This window comes from Agrobacterium tumefaciens, from assembly GCF_013337285.1.
In the GTDB taxonomy this organism is placed as follows: Bacteria; Pseudomonadota; Alphaproteobacteria; order Rhizobiales; family Rhizobiaceae; genus Agrobacterium; species Agrobacterium burrii.
The window spans coordinates 848,890-872,400 of the sequence record NZ_SUPW01000001.1 but is presented as its reverse complement, the minus strand read 5'-3'; the positions used below and the strand labels follow the sequence as shown (position 1 = coordinate 872,400).

General features: G+C 60.2%; 24 protein-coding genes. 17 read left to right on the top strand and 7 right to left on the bottom strand.

Annotated features, from left to right (window positions below):
• The first annotated feature begins 132 nt into the window (after positions 1 to 132).
• From FCH38_RS04270 to FCH38_RS04255, 4 genes are all read left to right on the top strand, one after another.
• Positions 133 to 1,662, top strand: a complete 1,530-nt coding sequence (locus tag FCH38_RS04270; protein ID WP_174372931.1) for an MDR family MFS transporter — start codon at positions 133 to 135, stop codon at positions 1,660 to 1,662.
• 288 nt (positions 1,663 to 1,950) lie between these two features.
• Entirely contained in the window at positions 1,951 to 2,967 is a 1,017-nt protein-coding gene (locus FCH38_RS04265) for a ligase-associated DNA damage response exonuclease (RefSeq protein ID WP_174372930.1), read from the top strand.
• Position 2,968: 1 nt separating this feature from the next.
• Positions 2,969 to 4,594 carry a cisplatin damage response ATP-dependent DNA ligase gene (locus tag FCH38_RS04260; protein WP_153513340.1) on the top strand — a complete coding sequence of 542 codons (1,626 nt, stop codon included), beginning with the start codon at positions 2,969 to 2,971 and terminating at the stop codon, positions 4,592 to 4,594.
• A gap of 128 nt (positions 4,595 to 4,722) precedes the next feature.
• Positions 4,723 to 5,688, top strand: a complete 966-nt coding sequence (locus FCH38_RS04255; protein WP_174372929.1) for an alpha/beta hydrolase family protein — start codon at positions 4,723 to 4,725, stop codon at positions 5,686 to 5,688.
• 44 nt (positions 5,689 to 5,732) lie between these two features.
• On the opposite strand, the gene FCH38_RS04250 is transcribed toward FCH38_RS04255, so the two are convergent.
• A complete protein-coding gene (locus FCH38_RS04250) occupies positions 5,733 to 8,417 on the bottom strand; it encodes a heavy metal translocating P-type ATPase (RefSeq protein WP_174372928.1) in 2,685 nt (894 codons plus the stop codon).
• A gap of 167 nt (positions 8,418 to 8,584) precedes the next feature.
• Between FCH38_RS04250 and FCH38_RS04245 the strand changes: the two genes are divergently transcribed.
• Entirely contained in the window at positions 8,585 to 9,493 is a 909-nt protein-coding gene (locus FCH38_RS04245; protein WP_149898795.1) for a L,D-transpeptidase, read from the top strand.
• 154 nt (positions 9,494 to 9,647) lie between these two features.
• Complete coding sequence (locus FCH38_RS04240; protein ID WP_003494344.1) at positions 9,648 to 10,373, top strand: L,D-transpeptidase; 726 nt, start codon at positions 9,648 to 9,650, stop codon at positions 10,371 to 10,373.
• Between the two features lie 58 nt (positions 10,374 to 10,431).
• Here FCH38_RS04240 and FCH38_RS04235 read toward each other — a convergent pair whose 3' ends face one another.
• Positions 10,432 to 10,890 (bottom strand): MarR family winged helix-turn-helix transcriptional regulator, encoded by a 459-nt coding sequence (locus FCH38_RS04235; RefSeq protein WP_149898796.1) that lies wholly within the window; start codon positions 10,888 to 10,890, stop codon positions 10,432 to 10,434.
• Between the two features lie 194 nt (positions 10,891 to 11,084).
• Between FCH38_RS04235 and FCH38_RS04230 the strand changes: the two genes are divergently transcribed.
• From FCH38_RS04230 to FCH38_RS04220, 3 genes are all read left to right on the top strand, one after another.
• The gene (locus FCH38_RS04230; RefSeq protein ID WP_003511906.1) at positions 11,085 to 11,507 is read left to right on the top strand and encodes an organic hydroperoxide resistance protein; all 423 of its coding nucleotides are present in this window, start codon (positions 11,085 to 11,087) and stop codon (positions 11,505 to 11,507) included.
• A gap of 98 nt (positions 11,508 to 11,605) precedes the next feature.
• Entirely contained in the window at positions 11,606 to 11,989 is a 384-nt protein-coding gene (locus FCH38_RS04225; protein WP_174372927.1) for an antitoxin Xre/MbcA/ParS toxin-binding domain-containing protein, read from the top strand.
• A complete protein-coding gene (locus tag FCH38_RS04220; RefSeq protein ID WP_174372926.1) occupies positions 11,949 to 12,710 on the top strand; it encodes an RES family NAD+ phosphorylase in 762 nt (253 codons plus the stop codon). Before FCH38_RS04225 ends, FCH38_RS04220 begins: the two co-directional genes overlap by 41 nt.
• Positions 12,711 to 12,917: 207 nt before the next feature.
• Here FCH38_RS04220 and FCH38_RS04215 read toward each other — a convergent pair whose 3' ends face one another.
• Both FCH38_RS04215 and FCH38_RS04210 read right to left on the bottom strand, forming a co-directional pair.
• Complete coding sequence (locus FCH38_RS04215) at positions 12,918 to 13,340, bottom strand: YciI family protein (protein WP_174372925.1); 423 nt, start codon at positions 13,338 to 13,340, stop codon at positions 12,918 to 12,920.
• A 101-nt stretch (positions 13,341 to 13,441) separates the two neighbouring features.
• Entirely contained in the window at positions 13,442 to 13,888 is a 447-nt protein-coding gene (locus FCH38_RS04210) for a MarR family winged helix-turn-helix transcriptional regulator (RefSeq protein WP_153513346.1), read from the bottom strand.
• A gap of 150 nt (positions 13,889 to 14,038) precedes the next feature.
• Here FCH38_RS04210 and FCH38_RS04205 point away from each other — a divergent pair, with 150 nt between their 5' ends.
• From FCH38_RS04205 to FCH38_RS04195, 3 genes are all read left to right on the top strand, one after another.
• Positions 14,039 to 14,767 carry a DUF899 domain-containing protein gene (locus FCH38_RS04205; protein WP_149898800.1) on the top strand — a complete coding sequence of 243 codons (729 nt, stop codon included), beginning with the start codon at positions 14,039 to 14,041 and terminating at the stop codon, positions 14,765 to 14,767.
• Between the two features lie 26 nt (positions 14,768 to 14,793).
• Positions 14,794 to 15,288, top strand: coding sequence for a DUF1579 domain-containing protein (locus FCH38_RS04200; protein WP_174372924.1), 495 nt, complete (start codon positions 14,794 to 14,796; stop codon positions 15,286 to 15,288).
• A 97-nt stretch (positions 15,289 to 15,385) separates the two neighbouring features.
• Positions 15,386 to 16,165 carry a VOC family protein gene (locus tag FCH38_RS04195; RefSeq protein WP_153513347.1) on the top strand — a complete coding sequence of 260 codons (780 nt, stop codon included), beginning with the start codon at positions 15,386 to 15,388 and terminating at the stop codon, positions 16,163 to 16,165.
• Between the two features lie 69 nt (positions 16,166 to 16,234).
• Here FCH38_RS04195 and FCH38_RS04190 read toward each other — a convergent pair whose 3' ends face one another.
• A complete protein-coding gene (locus tag FCH38_RS04190; RefSeq protein WP_174372923.1) occupies positions 16,235 to 17,749 on the bottom strand; it encodes an ABC-F family ATP-binding cassette domain-containing protein in 1,515 nt (504 codons plus the stop codon).
• 495 nt (positions 17,750 to 18,244) lie between these two features.
• On the opposite strand from FCH38_RS04190, the gene FCH38_RS04185 reads away from it, so the two are divergent.
• Both FCH38_RS04185 and FCH38_RS04180 read left to right on the top strand, forming a co-directional pair.
• Entirely contained in the window at positions 18,245 to 18,622 is a 378-nt protein-coding gene (locus FCH38_RS04185; RefSeq protein ID WP_174372922.1) for a type II toxin-antitoxin system RelE/ParE family toxin, read from the top strand.
• The gene (locus tag FCH38_RS04180) at positions 18,619 to 18,921 is read left to right on the top strand and encodes a helix-turn-helix domain-containing protein (RefSeq protein ID WP_149898805.1); all 303 of its coding nucleotides are present in this window, start codon (positions 18,619 to 18,621) and stop codon (positions 18,919 to 18,921) included. The genes FCH38_RS04185 and FCH38_RS04180 overlap by 4 nt, the downstream gene beginning before the upstream one ends.
• 106 nt (positions 18,922 to 19,027) lie before the next feature.
• Here FCH38_RS04180 and FCH38_RS04175 read toward each other — a convergent pair whose 3' ends face one another.
• On the bottom strand, positions 19,028 to 20,602 hold the full coding sequence (locus FCH38_RS04175) for a helicase HerA-like C-terminal domain-containing protein (protein ID WP_174372921.1): 1,575 nt from the start codon (positions 20,600 to 20,602) through the stop codon (positions 19,028 to 19,030).
• 313 nt (positions 20,603 to 20,915) lie between these two features.
• Between FCH38_RS04175 and FCH38_RS04170 the strand changes: the two genes are divergently transcribed.
• Positions 20,916 to 21,314, top strand: a complete 399-nt coding sequence (locus FCH38_RS04170) for a DUF937 domain-containing protein (RefSeq protein WP_046798576.1) — start codon at positions 20,916 to 20,918, stop codon at positions 21,312 to 21,314.
• 7 nt (positions 21,315 to 21,321) lie between these two features.
• Here the strand turns inward: FCH38_RS04170 and FCH38_RS04165 are convergent, their stop codons facing one another.
• Complete coding sequence (locus tag FCH38_RS04165; protein WP_065115118.1) at positions 21,322 to 21,753, bottom strand: winged helix-turn-helix transcriptional regulator; 432 nt, start codon at positions 21,751 to 21,753, stop codon at positions 21,322 to 21,324.
• 103 nt (positions 21,754 to 21,856) lie between these two features.
• Between FCH38_RS04165 and FCH38_RS04160 the strand changes: the two genes are divergently transcribed.
• Together FCH38_RS04160 and FCH38_RS04155 are read left to right on the top strand one after the other, a co-directional pair.
• Positions 21,857 to 22,615: an SDR family oxidoreductase gene (locus tag FCH38_RS04160; protein ID WP_174372920.1), complete on the top strand. Its 759-nt coding sequence runs from the start codon at positions 21,857 to 21,859 to the stop codon at positions 22,613 to 22,615.
• A 70-nt stretch (positions 22,616 to 22,685) separates the two neighbouring features.
• Positions 22,686 to 23,492: a helix-turn-helix transcriptional regulator gene (locus FCH38_RS04155; protein WP_174372919.1), complete on the top strand. Its 807-nt coding sequence runs from the start codon at positions 22,686 to 22,688 to the stop codon at positions 23,490 to 23,492.
• The last annotated feature ends 19 nt before the right edge of the window (positions 23,493 to 23,511 follow it).

The following is a 23,511-nucleotide window of genomic DNA, read 5'->3' as shown; positions in this document are numbered from 1 at the left end:
TTCCTTTTCTTGCTCGTTCGCGATCACATTTAGCGCGAATAGCATGGATGTCAAAAACTTGCCATTGACATATATATGCTAATAGCACACAAATTGTCGCAGCAAAACCGCCGAAACTCAACGAGATTTTTCATGGATATGTCCGCAGCCCCCGTGGCGCCGCTTGTGTCGGATCATCGGCGCAGGCTCATCGTTTTCCTATTTCTGATGCTGGCCATGTTCATGGCCACGCTCGACAACCAGATCGTATCGACAGCACTGCCCACCATCGTCGGCGAATTCGGCGCGCTGGAACGTTTCGGCTGGATCGGCTCCGCCTATCTTCTGGCAACCAGCGCGGTCATGCCTGTTTATGGCAAGCTCGGCGATCTGTTCGGGCGCAAATATGTGATGATCGCGGCGGTGGTTATCTTCACGCTGGGCTCGCTCGCCTGCGGCGTGGCCTGGTCGATGGATAGCCTGATTGCCGCCCGTGTGTTGCAGGGGCTTGGCGGCGGCGGCATCATGGTGTCGATCTTCTCCGTTAATGCGGATCTGTTCGAACCGCGCGAACGCGCCCGTTACCAGAGCTATTCCAGCCTCACCATCATGGCGTCAGGCAGCGTCGGCCCGATCCTCGGCGGCACGATGAGCGACCTGTTCGGCTGGCGGTCGATCTTCCTCATCAACCTGCCGCTCGGCATTATCGTCATTGCGGGCCTGGCGCTGATGCTGCCTTACCGTCGCCCCGCGCGCCAGCCGAAGATTGATTATCTCGGTGCAGTTTTGCTGGCGGCCACCATCGCCAGCGTGGTGTTCTGGGCCGACAGCAGCGAATTGTTCGGCTCGCTGATCGCGGCACCGAGCCTTGGCATCATCGCCTTCGCCGTCATCGCCGCTTTCCTCTGGGTGCAGGTGGAGCGTCGCGCGCCGGAACCCGTCGTACCGCTCAGGCTGTTCAAGGATTCGACCTTTCCGCTGCTGATGATCGTTTCGTTGACCAGCGGCGGCATCGGCATCGGCATGGTCAATTATTATGCCCTGTTCCTGCAGACCACGACGGGCCTTTCCCCCTCTCATGCAGGCCTGTTCTTCATCGCTGTCACCGGCGGTATCGTCATGGGCTCGCTATCGGCCGGCCGGCTGATTTCGATCACCGGCGTCTATAAGCCGTTCTCGGTGGCGGGCCTCACCATCAATCTCATCGCCATGCTGCTGTTCACGCAAATGCATGCGGGCACGCCGCTTTGGCTGATAGCGGTGCTGATGCTGGTGCAGGGTTTCGCCGTTGGCCTCGGCCAGCAGGCGCCGATCATCGGCGTGCAGAATTCCGCGCCCAAGGCGGATATCGGTGCGGCGAGCGGCGCGGTGACGCTGACCCGCATGGGCGGCGCCGCCATCGCCATTTCGGTCTATGGCGCGATCGTCACCTCCAGCCTCAAGGGCGTGGCGGTGGATATCCCCGGCGTCGGCAGAATAGAGGAACTGACGCCGAAAATGCTCGCCGAACTGCCCGCCGCCTCACAGGCGGCCGTTGCCTCGCTCTACTCGGATGCGTTTACACCGCTATTCTTCGCGGCCGCCGCAACCGCTGCCATCGGCCTTGCGGCAGCGCTGATGCTGAAACCGGTGCGCCTGCCGGCCGCGGTTGAGGCGAAGCCCGCGGAAGCCGCGGGGGAATAAGTTGTAACGAAGATCGCCGCCGGATTGTGTATTCAACCCCACCTCTGGCCTCTTCTCCGTCATCCTCGGGCTTGACCCGAGGATCCACCACCGACGGCATTATGGATCCTCGGGTCAAGCCCGAGGATGACGTCGAGTTTGTTGGACAATTCTGTGACACGCCTCCGGCGTGTGGGCCATGACTACAGCGCAAGTGACGGCAAAACAAAAACACCCCTGCGGGAAATTTAACGCCCGTTCCGCGTTATGCTCGCAGCACTTTACATTCGCGCGGGCGGCCCTATCTCAATGAATATGAAGCCGGAACAGCTCCTGAACTCCACGCCCAAAGGCCTTTATTGCCCGGCGGGCGATTTTTATATCGATCCCGTGCGCCCCGTGGCGCGGGCGCTGATCACCCATGGCCATTCCGATCACGCCCGTGCCGGCCATGGCGCGGTGCTGGCCACGCGCCAGACGCTCGATATCATGCGTATCCGTTATGGCGAGGATTTCTGCGGCAGCGAGCAGGCGGTGGCATTCGGTGAAACGGTGGAGGTGAACGGCGTCACTGTCGGGTTCCATCCGGCCGGCCATGTGTTGGGCTCGGCGCAAATCTCCGTGGAGATGAACGGCATGCGCATCGTCGCATCGGGGGATTACAAGCGCGGCGTCGACCCAACCTGCGCGTCCTTCGAGACGGTGCCCTGTGATGTCTTCATCACCGAGGCCACCTTCGGTCTGCCGGTGTTTCACCATCCGCTGCCGCGTGTGGAAATCGGCAAGCTGCTTACCTCCATCAAACAATTCCCCGAACGCACCCATCTGGTCGGGGCCTACTCGCTCGGCAAGGCGCAACGCGTTATCCGGCTATTGCGCGACAATGGTTATGCCGAGCCGATCTACATCCACGGCGCGCTGGCGCGGCTTTGCGATTATTATGTCTCGCAGGGCATTGATCTCGGCGATCTGCGCCCCGCGACGCTCGAAAAAAGCAATCCAGCCGCCTTCAAGGGTGCGATTGTCGTCGGCCCGCCCTCGGCCTTTCAGGAGCGCTGGGCGCGGCGCTTCAACGAACCGCTGATCGCCTTCGCCTCCGGCTGGATGATGGTGCGGCAGCGGGCAAAGCAGGGAGGCGTGGAACTGCCGCTGGTCATATCGGACCATTGCGACTGGCCGGAACTGTTGGAGACCATCAAGGAAATTTCCCCGCAGGCCGTCTGGGTCACCCATGGCCGGGAGGAGGCGCTGGTGCGCTGGTGCGAATTGCAGGGCATTGCCGCCAAGCCGCTGCATCTTGTCGGTTACGAAGACGAGGGGGATTGAAATGAAAGCCTTCGCCACCCTTCTCGACCGCCTTGTCCTCACCCCGTCGCGCAACGGCAAGCTGAAGCTGCTGACCGATTATTTTCGCGATACGCCCGATCCGGACCGGGGTTACGGGCTGGCGGCGATTGCCGGCACGCTGGACCTCAAAAGCGTCAAACCCGCCATGCTGCGCGAGCTGGTTATGGAGCGGATGGACGAGGTCCTGTTCCGTTATTCCTATGACTATGTCGGAGATCTCGCCGAGACCATTTCGCTGGTCTGGGGGAATATCGGTGGTGCTGACGATTCCGAGGCGCAGGATCCGCGCCTCGGCGACGTCGTGACGCTGATGAATTCGCTTGGGCGCACCGAAGTGCGCGGCGCGGTGCGCGATCTGCTCGACCGGCTCGATACATCCTCACGTTTCGCCTTCCTCAAACTCGCCACCGGCAGCCTGCGCATCGGCGTCTCGGCGCGGCTGGCGCGGCAGGCACTGGCGGATTTTGCGGGGAAGGACATCACCGAAATCGAAACCCTCTGGCATGGTCTGACGCCTCCCTACACCACGCTTTTTGCGTGGCTGGAAGGCAAGTCGGACCGGCCGGTGCTGGCCACCCCCGCCATCTTTCATTCGGTCATGCTGGCCACACCGGTGGCCGAAGGCGACCTCGATGCATTGGACCCGGCGGATTATGCCGCCGAATGGAAATGGGACGGCATTCGCGTGCAGCTATCCCGCGCCGGGGAGACGCGAAAGCTTTACTCCCGCTCCGGCGACGATATTTCCGGGGCATTCCCGGATGTACTCGATGCGCTTGATTTTGAAGGCGTGATGGATGGCGAGTTGTTGATTGGCGGGACAGTGCGCTCCAACAATCTCACCCGCACTTTTTCCGACCTGCAGCAGCGACTGAACCGCAAGACGGTGACGGCGAAGATGCTGGATGATTACCCCGCCTTCATCCGCGCTTACGATCTGCTGTTCGATGGCGAGAGCGATATCCGCGCGCAGAGCTATCTGGAGCGTCGCGGCCGGCTGTCTGACATCATCGAACATGCCCCGCATGACCGCTTCGACCTGTCGCCATTGATCTCGTTCTCCACATGGCCGGAACTCGACACGTTGCGCGCCGCCCCGCCCGATCCGGTGATCGAAGGCGTGATGATCAAGCGCCGCGACAGCGCCTATCAGGCAGGCCGCGCCAAGGGGCCATGGTTCAAGTGGAAGCGTGATCCCTATAATATCGACGCTGTCATGATGTATGCCCAACGCGGCCACGGCAAAAGATCGAGCTATTATTCCGATTTCACCTTTGGTGTGTGGGCGGAAGGCGAGGATGGCGAGCAGCTCGTCCCGGTCGGCAAAGCCTATTTCGGTTTTACCGATGCAGAGCTGGAGGTGCTGGATAAATTCGTGCGCGACAATACCGTCGAGCGTTTCGGCCCGGTGCGGGCGGTGCGGGCCACGCCGGATTTCGGTTTTGTGCTGGAAGTGGCCTTTGAGGGCATCAACCGCTCCGCCCGCCACAAATCCGGCGTTGCCATGCGGTTTCCGCGCATTGCGCGGCTGAGAGCCGACAAGCTGCCGGCCGAAGCGGACCGGCTTTCGACATTGGTGGCGATGATCGATGGCGCGGAAGGGTAGGGTGGCCGTCCAGAAATTGCCATGAATGCTGCGAATACATTGTTGTCATTCGCGAATCCGTGATTGGACAGTCTCCCGCCGCAGTGCTGAACTGCTAATATTTCCATCCCCGTCCTCAGAGTGCACCCATGGCAGATAAACGCTTTCTTTTCTCAGCCTTCGGACAGGAAGAGAGCGGCGTGATTTGCGAGGGCCTGACGCGGCGTAGCCTGCTTGCCGGCGCCATGGGCCTGTCAGTGGCAGCGCTTTTGCCGCAGGGCGCAAAAGCCGGCATTGCTGCCCCCGAGGTTTTGCCGCTTGAAAGACAGGATTACGCGGAGGCGCGTCAACATTTTCACACCCACCTGCTGCGCAAGATGGCCGCGCCGGAAAAATCCTCGGCCCTCGGCACGCCGCCCGGCGCGGAACGCGTGACTTATCCAGGCGGGCCTGATGGTTCCATCGAGCTTGTCGCCTGGCTCTCCCATTATCAGCCTTCCAGGACACTAAAGCCGGCAGTGCTTTTCCTCCACGGCGGCAATGCCACGGGAGACGGCCACTGGGCGCTGATGAAGCCCTATTGGGAGGCTGGTTTTGTCGTGCTGCTGCCGTCTTTCCGGGGAGAGAACGGCCAGAGTGGCAATTATTCCGGTTTCTACAATGAAACGGCGGATGCGCTGGCGGCGGCAACCTATCTGGAAAACCTGCCCGGCATCGATAAAAAGCGCTTTTTCATTGCCGGCCATTCCAATGGCGGCACGCTGACGCTTCTCGCCGCCATGAGCCGTAAATTCCGTGCGGCGGCACCCATGTCGGCGGGCGTCAATTCATGGCGATATTTCAATCGCTATTCGGACGAGATCTGTTTCGACGAAACCGACGAGCGTGAATTCATCATGCGCTCCTCGGTCTGTTTCGGCCCCAGCCTCAAATGCCCGGCACTGTTGCTACGCGGCGATGAGGAGCGGCCTTTCGACGCCGACCACCAGCTTTTTGTGGATCGTGCCCTGATGTCCGGGTTCAAGGTTGATAAAAAACTGCTGCCCGGCACCCACAATGGCGTGGTCCCGGGCGCGGTAGCGGAAAGCATCCGTTTTTTCAATCAGTTCGCATAAAAGGGCCGAAAACCACCGCTGCAGCTTTCGGCCTTCCTGCGAAATCAGACGCTCTTCTTGAAATAACCAAGCAGCCGCATGGCGTTGGCAGTCACCAGCACCGTCGCGCCGGTGTCGGCAAACACCGCCAGCCACAGGCCGGACAGGCCGGTGACGGTCGTGACCAGAAACACCGCCTTGAGGCCGAGCGAGATCGCCACGTTCTGGCGGATATTGCTCATGGTGGCGCGTGACAGGCCGATGAGCCGGGCGGCATCGCCGACATTGTTGCGCATCAGCGCCGCATCCGCCGCTTCCATGGCCACGTCAGTGCCCGAGCCGATGGCGACGCCGACGCTGGCGGCGGCAAGCGCCGGTGCATCGTTGATGCCGTCACCCACCATCACCACGGTCTTTTTGGCGGCCAGCTTGCGGATTTCCTCGACCTTGTTTTGCGGCAAGAGTTCGCCGCGTGCTTCAAGACCCAGCTTGTTGCCGATGGCCTTGGCCGTGCGGGCATTGTCGCCCGACAGCATCAGCGAAGAAATACCCATCTCCTTCAGCGCCTTGATGCCTTCAGCCGCATCCTTGCGCGGCTCGTCGCGCATGGCGAAGAGGCCGGTTGCCACACCGCCGGCCATGACGACGGCCACCGTCTTGCCTTCGCTCTCAAGCGCAGTAATGCGGTCGACCAGCTCTGGCGAGAGGATGCCGACATCGGTTGCGAAGCGTGGCGCGCCGATGAACAGGCGCTTGCCGCCGACGATGCCTTGCATGCCACGGCCGGAAATCGCCTTGATCTCGGAGCCGGGCAGGGGCTTCACGCCGGCCTTCTCCGCATGGTTGACGATGGCTCTGGCCAGCGGATGGCTCGATTCATGCTCGATGGTTGCAGCTTGCGCGATGAGGCCGGCCTCGTTGCCGTCAAGCGCTACCACGTCTGTCACGACAGGTTCGCCGAGCGTCAGCGTGCCGGTCTTGTCGAAGGCGACGGTTTCGGTGCGCGCCAGCATTTCGATAACCGCGCCGCCCTTTACCAGCATGCCGTGGCGTGCCGCAGCCGAAAGGCTGGAGGCGATGGCGGCGGGAACGGAGATGACCAGTGCACAGGGGCAGCCGATCAGAAGCAGGGCCAGACCGCGATAGATCCAGGTATCCCAGTCGCCCAGACCGACAAGCGGCGGCACGATGATGGTGAGCGCCGAAATCGCCACGATCAGCGGCATGTAATATCGCGAGAAATTCTGGATGAAGCGTTCGGTCGGAGCGCGGGCATCCTGCGCTTCCTCGACGAGCGTGATGATGCGGGCGATGGTGTTGTCTTCCGGCGCGCGGTCAACGCGGATGCGCAGCGAACCGTCATGGTTGATCGAACCGGCAAACACGCGGGCGCCTTTTTCCTTGGCGACGGGAATGCTCTCGCCGGTCATCGGCGATTCATCGACGCTCGATTCGCCGTCCATCACCACGCCATCGGCGGCGATTCTATCACCCGGTCGCGCCACGACCACCTGGCCGATGCGGACCTGATCGGCGGCGACCTGACGGAGCGCGCCGTTTTCTTCCACCAGCGCCGTTTTCGGCAGCAATGAGCCAAGCGCCTTGATGCCGGAACGCGCCCGCGCGGCCGCAAAGCCTTCAAGCAGTTCGCCGATGGAAAACAGCAGCACGACGATCGCCGCTTCTTCCGCCTCGCCGATGAAGATCGCGCCGATGGCGGCAATAGTCATCAGCATCTCGATGGTGAAGATCGCGCCGAAACGGGCGGCGTTGAAGGCATTGCGCGCAATCGGAAACAGCGTCACCAGCGTGGCGATGATGAAGGCGTAACCGCCCCAGGCCGGGAAGGTGAGTTCCGCCGCATAGGCGACAGCGACCAGAATGGTGCCGGTGAAGGTGTTGCGGGCCTTTGCCGTGCGCCACCATGCGCCCTTTTCGTCCGCGCCATGGGCGTGTCCGACTTCGGCGCTTGGGGTCACTGCCGCGGGCTGCGCCTTTTCATGAGAATGCTTGGCGTGATCATGGTCATGGCCGCCGCAATTGGCGTGGTCATGATCCGCATGATCGTGCCCCGAATGGTCATGGCCCGAGTGATCATGATCATGATTACCGTTGCAGGACCCGTGGTCGTGCCCGTCATCTTCCACCTTGTCCCGCGCCGATTTGTCTTGCGGCAGCAAGGCGGGTTTGAAGCCGAGCTTGCGCAGCGTATCCTCGATTTTTGCGGTCGGGGTTGTGTTCTCGGCAAGCGACAGGTTCAATCTTTCGCGCGCAACCGACACCTTGACGTCGGCAACACCGGGCAGGCGGGAAAGTGCGGTTTCGATCTTTGCGGCGCAGCTGCCGCAATCCATGCCGCCGACCGAGAAGGTCAGGGCATTGTTCTGCTCGATGCTCGGTGCTGCTTCGGCAGGGTGATGACCGCCGCAGGATGAATGGTCGTGGTCATGCCCATGCTCGTGAGGTTCCGCCGCGATCTTTTCGCGCGGAGCCTTCTCCTGCGGCAGCAAAGCTGGCTTGAAGCCGAGTTTGCGCAGAGTATCCTCGATTTTTGCAACCGACGTTTTGTCTTCCGCCAGCGAAAGGTTCAGCCTTTCGCGTGCAACGGACACCTTGACGTCGGCAACGCCTGGCAGGCGGGAGAGCGCGGTTTCGATCTTCGCCGCACAGCTGCCGCAATCCATGCCGCCGACCGTGAAGGTCAGGTCTCCTGCTTCCCCGTTCAAACTGCCGCGTGTCGAAATATTCATGGTTCTCGCTCCTGAATTCCACTCGACAGCCAATCTGGCACCTCTAGCAACTAGAGGTTCAAGAGCAAAAATGCAGATTTCCGATTTTTTTTGAAAGGTACACACCAGCTTCGCGCCAGCCGCGCGGTTCATCATGCAGCCATATTGGATTCCATGAAGCGGTTCAGATGACAGCACTCCTTTTGAAACACTGCCGCCGGGCGGCCTCTCTGGCGGGCCTTGCGGCTCTGCCGCTCCTGAGCGGCTGCCTTTTCGTGACGGATACGACCCGGATGGACCCGGATGTTTTCGTGCGGGAAACGGCGCCGGTCTTCAACTTCAATTCCGTCAGCTCCAACCGCCAGCCGGAATTGCCGCCGCAGCCGGGCCAGCTTTCGACGCGTCCGCCGGACCTGTTCAGAACCCGCTTCCATCAGGAATATGGCCCGCCGGTGCGCGGGCAGGGGCTGAGCGCGCCGCAGGTGCAGGGTCAGGCCGCACCGCTCTCCCCGGATCGCATGGTGACCTATGGCCTGCCGGTTTCCAATCCGCTGCATCGGGTCATGTATGGCCCGATCCGCGACGAAGACCGTTCACTTCCCGCCATTCCCTATGGCCGCATCGACCCGCGTTATCTGCGGCAGGAAGTCAGCTATCAGACGGCGGAAGCGCCGGGCACCATCATCGTCGATACCAAACAGCATTTCCTTTATCTGGTGCAGCCGGGCGGCAAGGCGATCCGTTACGGCGTCGGTCTCGGACGCGATGGTTATGCATGGTCGGGCCGCGGCAAGATCCAGTGGAAGGCGAAATGGCCGCGCTGGACGCCTCCGGACGAAATGGTCAAGCGCCAGCCGGAGCTCACCTCCATCTCGGCGGCCAATGGCGGCATGACGCCCGGTCTCAACAATCCGCTCGGCGCGCGTGCGCTTTATATTTTCAAGGACGGCAAGGACACGCTTTACCGCGTGCACGGCACGCCCGACTGGCAGTCCGTCGGCAAGGCGACGTCGTCCGGCTGCGTGCGCATGCTCAATCAGGATGTCATCGACCTTTACGAGCGTGTGCCGAAAGGCGCGCAGATTGTGGTTATCTGACCACGCTCGAAAAGAAAGAGATGTGGGCAACATTCCGCCAGCACCTTGTGACTGGCTTTTAGCGGTCGGTTAACTATTTTCGCAATACGCATGATACGGAACAAATGACGTACAACGGCGATATAGCCGTTCGAATGTGGGACAAACCGGCCTTATGACAAGCACCGACACAGATCTTTCCAGACGCACCTTTCTTTCCCTTCTCGGCATCTCCTCCGCTTCGCTTCTGGCGGGCTGCGCCTCATCCGGCACGGGAGACGCCATCCGCCAGCAGGCAAGCGCCATCGGCAGCGATTTTCGCCAGATGTTCTCGCCCGGCGTCAGCGATGCGGAACTGGCCGTCATGTACGGTTCGGTTGAAGACGGCGGTTACGTCATTCCCGCCGTACCCTATCAGAAAATCGACCGGCGTTATTATCGCCAGCGGGTTGTCGACCCGACCGGCGAACGCCCCGGCACTGTCGTCGTGGATACGCGCTCGCGCTTCCTCTACGTTGTGGAGCAGGGTGGCAGTGCCATGCGTTACGGCGTCGGCATCGGCCGCGATGGTTTCGCCTGGTCGGGCGAAGGTGTCATCCAGTGGCGTCAGAAATGGCCGAAATGGACCCCGCCGGACGAAATGGTCGCCCGCCAGCCGGAACTGGTCAAATACTCGTCCAAGAATGGCGGCATGCCGCCAGGCCTGAAGAACCCGCTCGGCGCCCGCGCCCTCTATATCTTCCAGAACGGCAAAGACACGCTTTACCGCCTGCACGGCTCGCCGGAATGGAACTCCATCGGCAAGGCCGTCTCCTCCGGCTGCGTGCGCCTGATGAACCAGGATGTCATCGATCTTTACGACCGCGTGCCGCAGAAAGCGCGTGTGGTGGTCTGGCAGTAAGCTGAAGTCTATTCGCATAAATGAAGGCAGCCTCGTGCCGCCTTTAGTTTTTTCAGGGTTACGTGCGGGCAAGGCTGTCCTTCAACGCATTCACCCGGTCCCGCAGCTGCGCCAGTTCCTCCAGCCCGCAGCCGGTGGCGCCGCCGATGGCCGCCATGATCTTCACGCCCTCTTTTTTGAGGTCGGCGCCTTTTGGCGTTAAGGCCACCAGCACCTGCCGCTCGTCCACCGTTCCGCGCTTGCGGGTGATCAGCCCTGCGTGTTCGAGCCTTTTCAGCAGCGGTGACAGCGTGCCGGAATCCAGCCCCAGCATTTCGCCAAGCGCCTTGACGGTGGAAGTCTGCTTTTCCCAGAGCGCCATCATGACCAGATATTGCGGATAGGTCAGACCAATCGGGTCGAGCAGCGGCTTATAGGCGCGTGTGAAGGCGTGCGCTGCGCCGTAAAGGGCAAAGCATATCTGCTGGTCCAGCCTCAACAGGCTTTCCATCTTCGTGTCATTGCCCTCTGCGCCCATAGTCTTGCTCCAAAATAAAACCGGTGAGGGAACAATCGGCCCCCGCTTTCGGTTCCTGCCCCATGGATGTGCGGCGAAATTTCGTGAAAACTATCGCAAAAAACAAAATTTCATTCAATGCGCAAAATCATATTGCGCACAATTTAATTGTTCGCTATAAAACATCCAACACCAACCCGAAGGGAGTAAATGCCATGCCTATTCTCTACACGACCAAAGCATCCGCCACCGGTGGCCGTGCAGGTAACGCCAAATCGGAAGACGGCGTTCTCGACGTAACGCTGACCGTTCCGAAGGAACTGGGCGGTGACGGTGCCCGCGGCACCAATCCGGAGCAGCTTTTCGCCGCCGGTTATTCGGCCTGCTTCCTCGGCGCGCTGAAGGCGGTTGCCGGCAAGCAGAAGGTAAAGATCCCCGAAGACACGACTGTGACGGCAACCGTCGGCATCGGCCCGCGCGAAGATGGCACCGGCTTCGGCATCGAAGTCTCGCTGAAGGTCAATATTCCCGGCCTGGAGCGCGAAAAGGCAGAAGAACTGGTCGCTGCTGCCCATATCGTTTGCCCTTATAGCCACGCCATGCGCACCTCCACGGAAGTGCCGGTTTCGGTGGCCTGATATTGTAGACTTAAAAAAAGAGGCCGGGGTTCATCCCTCGGCCTTCTTGTTTGTGGAAATAAATATGCTATATTCTTTCTGAAGAAAGGATGTGCGCCATGAATATTTACGCCAAGACTGCCATGGATCCTGCAGCACAGGGCAGGGTCGTCACCAAGGCCGTTATCGCCGCTGCCGAGCGGCTGGGCCTGAATGCCGCCCGCATGGCGGATATTCTCGGCGTTTCCGCCCCCACCGTCTCGCGCATGAAAAGACTGGATTTCCTGCTGGAGCCGGGCGCCAAATCCTTCGAGCTGGCGGTGCTGCTGATCCGGGTTTTTCGTTCGCTGGACGCGATTGCCGGCGGTGACGAGGCCGTTGCGAAAAACTGGCTGCGCAATCACAACACGGCGCTGAACGCCGTGCCTGCCGAAAAACTCACCACCATTGCCGGATTGATCGATGTCCTCTCCTATCTGGACGCCCGACGCGCTCCTGTCTGAAAAACGCGCCACATCGGGAAAATACTGGCGGCTGGTGGAAGCGCAGCATCAGGTTTCCACCATGAAGCTGGTGGACACGGTGGAGGAGCAATCGCTGCTGGAAGATATTCTCGAGACGAGCAAGCGGCCGTTTCCGCCTGAATGCGCCGGTTTCGATTATCTTCTCGCCACGCCGTTCCGCTATGGCGCGGCCTATCCCTATGGTTCGCGATTTCGCCGCGCAGGTTTCACCGAAGGTGTTTATTACGCCGCCGCCAAGGTGGAGACGGCGCTTGCCGAAATGGCCTTTTACCGGCTGCTGTTTTATGCCGAATCGCCGGGTACACCGCTGCCCGCCAATCCCGCCGAATATTCCGCCTTCGCCGCCCGTGTCGCCACCGATGCCGCACTTGACCTGACAAAACCGGAGCTCAGCCGTAACGAGGCGCTGTGGACCGATCTCACGAATTACGAGCCGTGCCAGGCATTGGCAGAGCAGGCGCGCGAGGCAAAGGTTGAAGCCATCCTTTACCGCTCGGTTCGCGATCCCGCAGGTGGGATGAACATCGCAATCCTGTCGCCAAAGGCCTTTGCGGCCAAAACGCCGGTAGAGCGAATGAGCTGGCGCATTCACCTGTCGAAAACCGGGGTGCAGGCGTTGTGCGAATTCCCGATGCGCCGGACAGGGTTTTTGGCCTCGGATTTTGCCAATGACCCGCGTCTGGCCGGCCTGCTGGGGTAACGGCTGCTGGTTGAGCAGACGCTGCCGCTTCTTTCTTCTCCGCGCCGGGGAGAAGGTGGCCCGAAGGGGCGGATGAGGGGGCAAGTTCTCCGAATATCTCTACCCTTGCCCCCTCATCCCGCTGCCGCGACCTTCTCCCCGGCGGGGAGAAGAAACAAGCGGCATCCGCTCGGCTTGTTCAGGCCCGACGGTAAGCCTGAGCTCCCGCTACTGCTTGCCCACACGGGCGCGCAGTTCTTCCACATGCGCTGCGATTTCCGGGGTCACCGCATCGCCAAAATCTTCCATTTCGAACAGCGGACGGATTTCGATTTCGCTGCGCTCCAGCATCGGGTTGGGGCAGCGTTTCACCCACGCCACCGCTTCATCCATGTCCTTCACATTCCACAGCCAGAAGCCGGCAACCAGTTCGTTGGTGTTCGGGAACGGGCCGTCAACCACGGTGCGGCTGTCGCCGTCGAAAACGATTCTCTTGCCCTTGGAGGAGGGATGCAGGCCATCACCGGATTGCATGATGCCGGCATTCACCAGTTCCTCGTTGAATTTTCCCATCGCCTCCATGAGTTCAGTCGTGGGCATGACGCCATCTTCGCTGCTTTTGGTGGCTTTTACAAAAACGATTGCACGCATGATCTTTCCTCCTAGATTGCGTTTTCCGGGTAGTTTCGTCTTCCAGCACGACGGCCCGATGACATTCTGGCCGATAAAAGTGGCGTTATGCCGTCGGCCTTTCAGCCGAGATCGATAAGATCGCGGCGCAATCGGTCGGGGTCGCCGCTGCCAATTTTCGCTTCGATTTCCGCATGGGTCTGTTTCCAGATGGGAAAAGCGGCGGCAAGCACGGCCATGCCATCAGCGGTCAGCCGCAGGCGTTTGCCGCGCCTGTCTTTCGGGTCCTGCTCGATGCTGACCAGCCCGCGCCGTTCCAGCGGCTTCAGCGCCGCCGTCAGCGTCGTGCGATCCATGGCCAGAAGATTGGCGACCGGCCCCATCGGCGGCGGCTCCGGCCGGTTGAGCGACATCAGCAGGGAAAACTGGCCATTATTGATGCCAACAGGCTTCAGCGCATTGTCGAACAACCGCGCCAAAGCACGTGCGGCGCGCTGCGCATGCAGGCAGAGACAGGCGTCCCGCACGAAAAGAGTTGTCGAAAAAGGAATCAGGCCAGCGTTTGACATGCGATAAATATGTTGATATCAACCTAATTAGTCAAGCGGAACTTGATGCCCCGCTGATGGTTTAACTGACTTTCAATGCAGAAATAGGCGGCGCCCTCCGGTGGAGCGGAGTGGCGCCGTGGTGAAAGACGGATCCAAGGAGGAAAGATCATGTCTCATCCTGTTGTTTCGAATGAAGAGTGGCTTGCGGCTCGCCGCGATCTGCTGGTGAAGGAAAAGGAACTGACCCGCGCGCGTGATCGGCTGAACGAGGCGCGACGCGCATTGCCCTGGGAAGAGGTGACGAAAGACTATATTTTCGATGCGCCTTCCGGCCCGAAATCGCTGCAGGAACTGTTCGGCGATTGCAGCCAGCTCATCGTTTATCACTTCATGCTGGCGCCCGATTGGGAAGAGGGCTGCACCGGCTGTTCCTTTTTCGCCGACCATGTCGATGGCGCGATGATCCATCTGAAACATGGCGATGCCGGTTTCGTAGCGGTTTCCCGCGCGCCGCTTGAAAAGATCGAAGCCTATAGAAACCGCATGGGCTGGAAGTTCCCTTGGGTTTCCGCATCAGGCAGCGATTTCAACTACGATTATCAGGCTTCCTTCCGCGATGAGGATATCAAGGGCGGGGCAATCACCTATAATTATCGTGAAATCGAACCGATGGGCGACCTGAAGGACCTGCACGGCGTCAGCATTTTCGCCAAGGGCGAAGATGGCAAGATTTATCACACTTACTCGGCTTATGCCCGCGGCATGGAACAGGCGCTCGGTACGCTGATGCTGCTCGATCTGGTGCCAAAAGGCCGTAATGAAGACGGTGTAATGGATTGGGTGCGCCGGCACGATCAATATGAGGACGCGCCGAAAGCTGCAGCCTGCTGCCACTGAAACGCACAGACGAGGAGGAGACAACAATGGAAATGGAAAGCGCCAAGCCGCAGAAGGAACATGAATTCCTGTCGAGAATCGTCGGGAACTGGGTCATGACCGCCAGTTCCGGCCATGGGGATTATGATGCCGACGACCCGTCGCAGCGCTTCACCGAGACGGTCCGCTCCATCGGCGGGCTGTGGATCATCGGCGAAGGCACCGGCAAGATGCCGGACGGGACGCAGATGACGGCGGTGATCACGGTCGGCTTCGACCAAGCCAGGGGCAATTTTGTCGGAAGCTGGATTGGGTCGATGATGACCTATCTCTGGGTCTACAGGGGCTGGCTGGAAGAGGACGGCAAGACCCTGACGCTGGAAGCAGAAGGCCCCGCCTTTGACGGCTCCGGCCGCATGGATACCTATCGCGATGTGCTGGTGCTGCATGACGACAATCACCGCAGCTTTTCCGGCAGCGTCAAGCAGCCGGACGGTACATTCAAGACCTTCATGACATCGGAATTCCGGCGCGAAGCGTAAAGCCCTGCCGGAATTTGCCAGAAACAGAAAAGCGCCGCCGCGTCCTGCGGCGGGCGATCACCAAATATAGATGCCCAAACCTCCTGAGGAGACGACGATGTCCGATACACATGGAAAATTCATCTGGGTTGAACTGATGACGCCTGACATGGAAGAGGCCGCCCGCTTTTATGGCCACGTCGCCGGCTGGCAGACCAAGGATTTCGGTTCGCCGGAAATGCCCTATCTGGTGCTGGAGGCTGACGGCAAAGGCATGGGCGGTGTCATGGAACTGACCGAAGAACACAAGGGTCAGGGCATTCCGCCGAACTGGACCGGTTATGTTGCCGTCGACGATGTTGATGCCTCGGCCAGGCTTTTCGAGGAAAAGGGTGGCTCCGTCATGCGCCAGCCGCAGGATATCCCTGAAATTGGCCGGTTTGCGGTGGTCGCGGACCCCTATGGTGCGGTTCTGTGCATCATGACGCCGCTGCCGATGGAAAGCGGCGGTTTCCCCGAAGACGCGCAAAGCCTGCCCGGCCATGTCGGCTGGCATGAGTTGATGACGGACGATGTGGATGGAGCGACCGCCTTTTATGGCGAGGTCTTCGGCTGGACCAAGGACCATGATTTCGACATGGGCGAAATGGGGCCGTATCGCATCTTCGCCTATAACGGCAAGGCCATCGGCGGCATGATGAAGCGTATGCCGCAGGTTCCCGTCTGTCATTGGAGTTATTACTTCAATGTCGATGGCATTGATGCCGCCATCACTCGCGTCAGCGCCGGCGGCGGCAAGGTCATCAACGGTCCGATGGAGGTCCCCGGCGAAAGCTGGATCGTCAATTGTCAGGACCCGCAGGGCGCCTTTTTTTCGCTATTGTCGCAGAAGAAATAACAATGCATGCCCCTCCCGCTGCCCCTCCCGCCATTGGATTGGCGGGAGGGGCCTTCGCTTTGAGTATGGTTATGCCGAGGCGAAAAACGCTTCCGCATCGTCGACTTCCACCAGCCGGCGTTTGTCGATCAGCCAGAAGCGGGTTCCAACCGTGCGCACGAAACTCCGGTCGTGCGAGACGAGCACGCAACTGGCCTGGCGGCCGGTAATTTCCGCCTCCAGCGCTTCCTGCCCCTCGATGTCGAGATGGTTGGTCGGCTCGTCCAGCAGGTAGAAATTCGGCTCGGTCAGGCGCAGCGCCAGCATGGCAAGACGCGCCTTCTGCCCGCCGGAAAGCGTCGCGATGCGACGTTTCTGCATTTCCATATCGATGCCCGCACCGGCGAGCAGCCCATGCGCGCGCTGGTCACCTATGTCGAACCGATGCGTGATGAGCGTCAGCGGCGTGCTGGCATCATCGATCTCGGCGAGCGACTGGTCGACATATCCCGCCACGAGCGAAGGGGTGGCCTTGATGCCCTCCGCCACCTGCTCGTCAGCCCTTACAGCCGCCTTCAGAAGCGAGACCAACCGCGTCTTGCCGACGCCATTATGGCCGAGAATGACGATGCGGTCGCCCTGGCGGATGAATTGCTGGCCGGTGCGGAACAGCAGGGTGCCATCCGGTGTCGAGACGGGAATATCCTCCAGCGTCACCAATACCTTGGCGTGCGTGCCGCGATTGGCAAGCTGGATCTTTCCGGCAGATCGATCCTGATGGGCGGGTCGGGCTTTTTCCTCCAGCTTCTCGGCGCGCTCGCGCAACTGCTTGGTCTTGATGGTTAGAAGATCGCTGCCCGAATTGATGCCGATATTGTTGAGCTTCGCCGCCTGTCGGCGCAATTGCTGCACGGTCTTCATGTCGCGCTCGAAACGCCGCTCATCGGCGGCGTCCTCCTCTTCGAGCGCCCGCCGCGCATGGCCATAGGGCAAGCGGAAGAGCGAGGAATTTTCCGGCCGCAGGAACAGCGTGGTTTTGGTGACATTGTCGAGAAAGGCACGGTCATGGCTGACAATGACCACTGCCGTATCGCGCGGTAACTGTTGAAGAAAACCCTCCAGCACCTTGATCTTTTCAAGGTCGAGATGGTTGGTCGGCTCATCGAGCAGCAACAGGTCCGGCTCGGTGACCCATGCCCGCGCCAGCATGGCGAGCCGCTGCCAGCCGCCGCTCAGAGCCTGCAGCGGCCGATGGCGATAGCTTTCCGGCACGGCCATCTCGTCAAGGATAATATCGGCCCGCCAGCTGTCGCTGTCGATAACATCCGCGGGCAGGGCGGTTAATACCGCATCCCGCATTGTCCGTGTGAGAAGGGCCGGGGGCAGATGCTGGTGGACGATGGACTGCGTCAACCCGCGCAATCGGGTGATGTCGCCGCTGCTAGCATCCAGTTCGCCAGCAAGGCAATTGAGCAAGGTAGATTTGCCGCAGCCATTCGCGGCGACGATGCCGATGCGGTCTCCCGCATGGATGGTGAGGCTGAGACCGGAAAAAAGCGGCTTGCCCAGGATAATTCCGAGGTTTCGAAGCGTGATAAGGGTCATGATGTATCTCTGGCGAAACGGATCATCGACGAAGCTGGCTGCCACATGCGGGCAGGGCTGTTCAGTCGCGATGATCCGTCATGAAAACATGCGCAATGGCAGACGAGCTGCGTCCCGCGCGGCCTTTTGGGCAAACCAGAGTCTTGGAAGTTCCGGTCAGCCCTGCAAACGCATCTGCAGGGCAGAAAGGTGGCGGATCTGGCGGTAGCGCCAGAAGCAGGAAATATCCATGCGAAGCCTCCTTTCTTGATGTGGGGTTGAACCGTCTGATGATTAGCAGCGGTGGTGACGGGAGGCAATGGGTTTTGCGGGCGGCCGGGAGGATGGAGTGGGGCGGCAGAGAAATTCCACCAAAAACGATACTCAACTCGACAGACTGTCGCCGTTAGCAGATAGGTTGAGAGCCTATAAGAGAGGTACGGCTGAAGCTGCGCTTACATGTTTCCGGAATAATTACTTTGTTAAATTGAACCTTATACGGTACAAGGATTTTATATGAAGCGCATCGTGGCGAAGTTCTTCGCGACGGGCGAGGGAGTGGAGCCCGTTAAAGACTGGCTTATCTCACTCGACAGGGATGACCGCCGCACGATCGGCTCGGACATTGCGACCGTTGAGTTCGGTTGGCCAATTGGAATGCCTACTTGCAGGCCGATCAGGGATGGCGTTCGCGAAGTCCGTTCCAGCATCAAAAATGGAAGTGTTGAAGCCAGAACCTATTTCGGAATTGATGGCGGGGTAATGCTCCTGCTTCACGGGGAAGAGGGCAAGGATGGCCAACAGGACGCGATCAAACAGGCGATCAAGCGTTGGAGAGAGCATCAGGAGCGATCCAAGCGATTGAAAAAGATCGATAAAGGGAAAAAGAAATGAGCGATGCAAAACCTTCTATCGGCGGTACCCTCGAAGATTTCCTTGATGGGCTTGGCGAAAAAGAAGAGATCTATGGCGAGGCGATCAAGCGAGTTTTGGCATGGCAGATCGAAGAAGCCAGAAAGAAGCAATCCCTCACCAAGTCCGAAATGGCTGCGAGAATGGGTACCAGCCGTACCCAGGTCGAAAGAATACTCGATCCTCACAATGTTGCAGTCTCGCTCGATACGCTCGAGCGAGCGGCTCGTTCAGTGGGTAAAAAGCTGAAGATCGAGCTTGTCGACGTCAAGCCGATCTAGAGCATTTCCGCGTTTATCCGAAACGCGAAAATGCTCTATCCATTTGTTTTTACGCATTTTTCGGACGTAGAACCGCTACGCACTTTTACTGGAAATGCTCCAGTCGTTACCGCTTCAAACTACCCAAAATCCCGCGCACGATCGCGCGTCCCACGGATGTCGCAACGGAACGCGCTGCACTTTTCATCGCCGCCTCGATCACCGTCTCGCGCTGGTAGCCGGTCTTGCGCGCGCCGCCATTGCGGGCGCCTGTGGTGGAGGCCGGTGCGGGCTCCTCGTCGCCGAAGCCCGGCAGACGCCAGCGTCCGGAAGCGTTGTCGGACTGGTTGCCGGCATTTTCCTCTTCCGCGCGCTTGGCGGCTTCGGCTTCCGCCGCCTTCTGGGCGCGGGCGTTGAGGATTTCGAAGGCCGATTCCCGGTCCAGATCCTTGTCGTATTGACCGGCGACCGGGCTCAGATCCATCAGCGATTGACGTTCGGCATCGGTGAGCGGCCCGACGCGGCCGGAGGGCGGGCGCACGAGGGTGCGTTCTACGATGGAAGGCGCGCCCTTGTCATGCAGGGTGGAAATCAGCGCCTCACCCGTGCCGAGCGTGGTGATGGTGTCGGCGGTGTTGAAGGCCGGGTTCTGGCGGAAGGTGTCGGCTGCGGTGCGCACGGCCTTCTGCTCGCGCGGCGTATAGGCGCGCAGCGCATGCTGCACACGGTTGCCGAGCTGGGCGAGAACGGTTTCCGGCACGTCGAGCGGGTTCTGCGTCACGAAATAGACACCCACGCCCTTCGAGCGAATAAGGCGCACCACCTGTTCCACGCGCTCGACCAGCACTTTGGGCGCATCGTTGAACAGCAGATGCGCCTCGTCGAAGAAGAACACCAGACGCGGCTTTTCCGGGTCGCCCACCTCAGGCAGTTCCTCAAACAGTTCCGAGAGCATCCAGAGCAGGAAGGTGGCATAAAGGCGCGGGTTCATCATCAGCCGGTCAGCCGCAAGAACGGAAACCGTGCCGCGGCCATCCGCGCCGACGCGCATGATGTCGGCGATTTTCAGTGCCGGCTCGCCGAAGAAATTTGCGGCACCCTGCTGTTCGAGAACCAGCAGCCCGCGTTGCAGCGAACCGACTGAGGCCTTGGAAATCAGGCCGAACTGGCTGGAAAGCGCCGATGCGTTTTCGCCCATATAGTTCAGCAGCGATTGCAGGTCTTTCAGATCGAGCAGCGGCAGCCCGCCCTGATCGGCGATCTTGAAGGCGATGTTGAGCACGCCTTCCTGCGCTTCCGATGCGTCCATCAACCGGGCGAGCAGCAGCGGTCCCATCTCGGCGATGGTGGCGCGCACGCGATGGCCTTTTTCACCGTAGAGATCCCAGAAGATGACAGGCGACTTGCCATAGGAAAAATCCGTAAAGCCGATCTGCTCGGCGCGTTTCTGCACCCAGTCTTTCGCTTCGCCCTCGGCCGCAATGCCGGAAAGGTCGCCCTTGATATCGGCGCAGAACACCGGAACGCCGGCCTTCGAATAGCCTTCGGCGAGAACCTGCAACGTCACGGTCTTGCCCGTTCCCGTCGCGCCGGTGATCAGGCCATGGCGGTTGCCGAATTTCAGTTCCAGATATTCGCCCTTGTTCAGGCTGTCATCCGGATTGCGGCTGGTCCCGATATAGAGCTGTCCGTCCTGCAACATCGACCATTTTCTCCTGCGGCTGATGCATGACCCTTAAAATCGGAATCGATTTAACAAAAGCCATGTCCGAATTAAAAGCGTTGCGACATTCTTTGGCCGCTCAAGGTAAAAGCGGCCTTTTCATAGTTTGGTTGTGATGATCTTATAAGGACAGTTTCAAGGCGCAACAACTGCTTGATGGCGATGAATAAAAAGCGCTTGATGAAAGTTGCCGCACCTATCCGTGGCCGCTTGAATGCGGCATGAGATTGTTTTACGTTGACGTTAACGTCAGTTATTCGATGTTGGCGTCGTTTTTCAACAGGAGGCAAGAATGAACGAAATCGTTGATCAGATCGCCGCAAAGGCGGGTATCGACCCTCAACTGGCCGAAAAGGCCGTTGGCATGATTCTCGGTTTTCTCCAGCGCGAGGCGGCCGACGGACCGATCGCCAAGATGATCGAAGCCATTCCGGGCGCCAGCGATCTCGTGGCGCAATATAACGGTGAGGGCACCGGTAATGGCGGCGGCGGTCTGCTGGGCGGACTGATGAGCGCGATCGGCGGCGGCGGCATCATGGGTCTTGGCCAGCAGTTGATGAGCCAGGGTATCGGCATGAGCGAGATTTCCACGCTCGCCAAGGAAACCATCGCCGTTGCCCGTCAGCACGCCGGTGACGAAACCGTTGACCAGGTGATCGCCTCGGTTCCGGGCCTCAGCCAGTTCGCTTGAAGCGCGACTAGTCCATTGCGGGGCGCGGTGGCTGTTCTTTGAAACGCCGCCGCGCCTCTTCTATGTCCGCATGGTGCGTTTCCGCCCAGATCCACACGCCGCAAAAGGCGCTGCCGAGCGTGCGGCCGAGATGGGTGAGATCATAATCCACATGCGGCGGAATGACGGGATGCACGGTGCGGCGCACGAGCCCGTCGCTTTCCATCTGTCTGAGCGTTTTTGTCAGCATCTTCTGGCTGATGCTGCCCACATGCTTGCCGATCTGCGTGAAGCGCAGCGTGCCGTGCTCTTCCAGCACCTCCAGAATGAGCATCGTCCATTTGTCCGCCACCTTGGCGATGATATCCTGAACCAGCGCCTCGATGACCGGATCGGTATCCGTGGGCGGCGGAACCTTGCGCCGGCTCTCGATGGCGGGGTCGGCGGCGTGCCGTTTCATCTTACACTCTCCATTGGGTAAGTATAAATATTTTGGGTGCCTACTTTCGATTAGAGAGTATCATAGCTAACTTCCTTTCACCCAACAAGCAAAGGATGCTGCAATGAAAATCACCGGTAACACCATTCTCATCACTGGCGGCGGTTCCGGCATCGGCCGGGCGCTGGCGGAAGCGTTTCATCAGGCCGGCAACAGGGTCGTCATTTCCGGCCGCCGCCAGGCCGTGCTCGACGAGGTGACGGCCGCCAATCCCGGCATGGCCTCGATGGTCATGGACGCGACGGACGCCGCAGGCATCCGCGCTTTCGCCGAGGCGCTGGTGAAGGCCCATCCGAGCCTCAACGCCGTTATCAACAATGCCGGCATCATGCGGCCGGAAGACATCGCCACCGCGCCGGATTATCTGGATACGGCCGAAGAAACCATCGCCACCAATCTTCTCGCGCCGATCCGCCTGACGGCGGCGCTTTTGCCGCATTTCCTTAAGCAGCCCGCCGCCGCCGTGCTCACGGTCTCCTCTGGCTTGGCCTTCGTGCCCATGGTGCTGACCCCCACCTACAGCGCCACCAAATCGGCCATCCACGCCTATTCGGTCGCGCTGCGGGAGCAACTGAAGGAGACGCCGGTGGAGGTCATCGAAATCGTGCCGCCCTATGTGCAGACGACGCTGATGGGCGAGGGACAGGCCAATGACGAAAGGGCCATGCCGCTGGAGGCCTTCATTTCCGAGGTGATGGACATTCTTGAAAATCGTCCGGACGACAGGGAAGTGGTGGTGGAACGCTGCAAGCCTTTGCGTTTTGCTGCGCAGAACGGCAATTTCGATCAGGTCTTCGCCATGATCAACCATATGCATCCTTAAGCGCCGGTGTCTGTCGCATGGGCACATCCTGTGATAGCGTCGCGCTCTTATCCGCGGAGCGCGCGCTTTCATGGCCCAAGGCCAGTTCCTGATGCCGAAAACCAGCATGCCCGGTGTCGCCGCCGTGGTGGCGGATAGCGATCGTTGCTTTCCGCGCCATATGCATGATCAGTTCGGCATCGGCCTCATCGAGCGCGGCGCGCAGAAATCGCTTTCCGGCCGAGGCATGGTGGAAGCGGGCGCCGGCCACGTCATCACCGTCAATCCGGGCGAGGTGCATGACGGCATTCCGCTCGGAGAAGGCGGCCGCGCCTGGCGGATGCTCTATCTCGACATCGATATCGTTCGCGACGCCATTGCCGATGTCTGCGAGAAGGATCACGGCTCTTTCGAATTTGCCTATCCCGTTGATGCAAGGCCGCTGGCGCAGCGGTTCAACGCGGTCTTTTCGGCTGTTACCGCAAGGCAGCGGCCGGGCGAAACCCTTCATGGCGACGAGGCCCTGCTGATGCTTTTGGCGGGTGCGATGGAGGTGGTTGCCAAACCGCGTGAAACCGCCGCGCCCGACAGCATAAAACGGGCGAAACGCAGAATTGATGACGATCCCGCCCGGCCGTTCCGCCTTGCCGATCTGGCCGCGGAGGCCGGTATGAGCCAGTTCCGCTTCCTGCGGGCCTTCGCCAGGGTAACCGGCCTGACGCCGCACAGCTATCTTCTCCAGCGCCGCGTCCATCTGGCCCGGAATGCGCTCGCCGGCGGCGCGCCACCCGCCGAGGTGGCCTTCATCGCCGGTTTTGCCGACCAGAGCCATCTGAACCGGGTTTTCGTGCGCCAGTTCGGGGTGACGCCGGCGGTTTATCGGGCGGCGCTTTCGTAGGGCAGGTTACTCCAAAAGG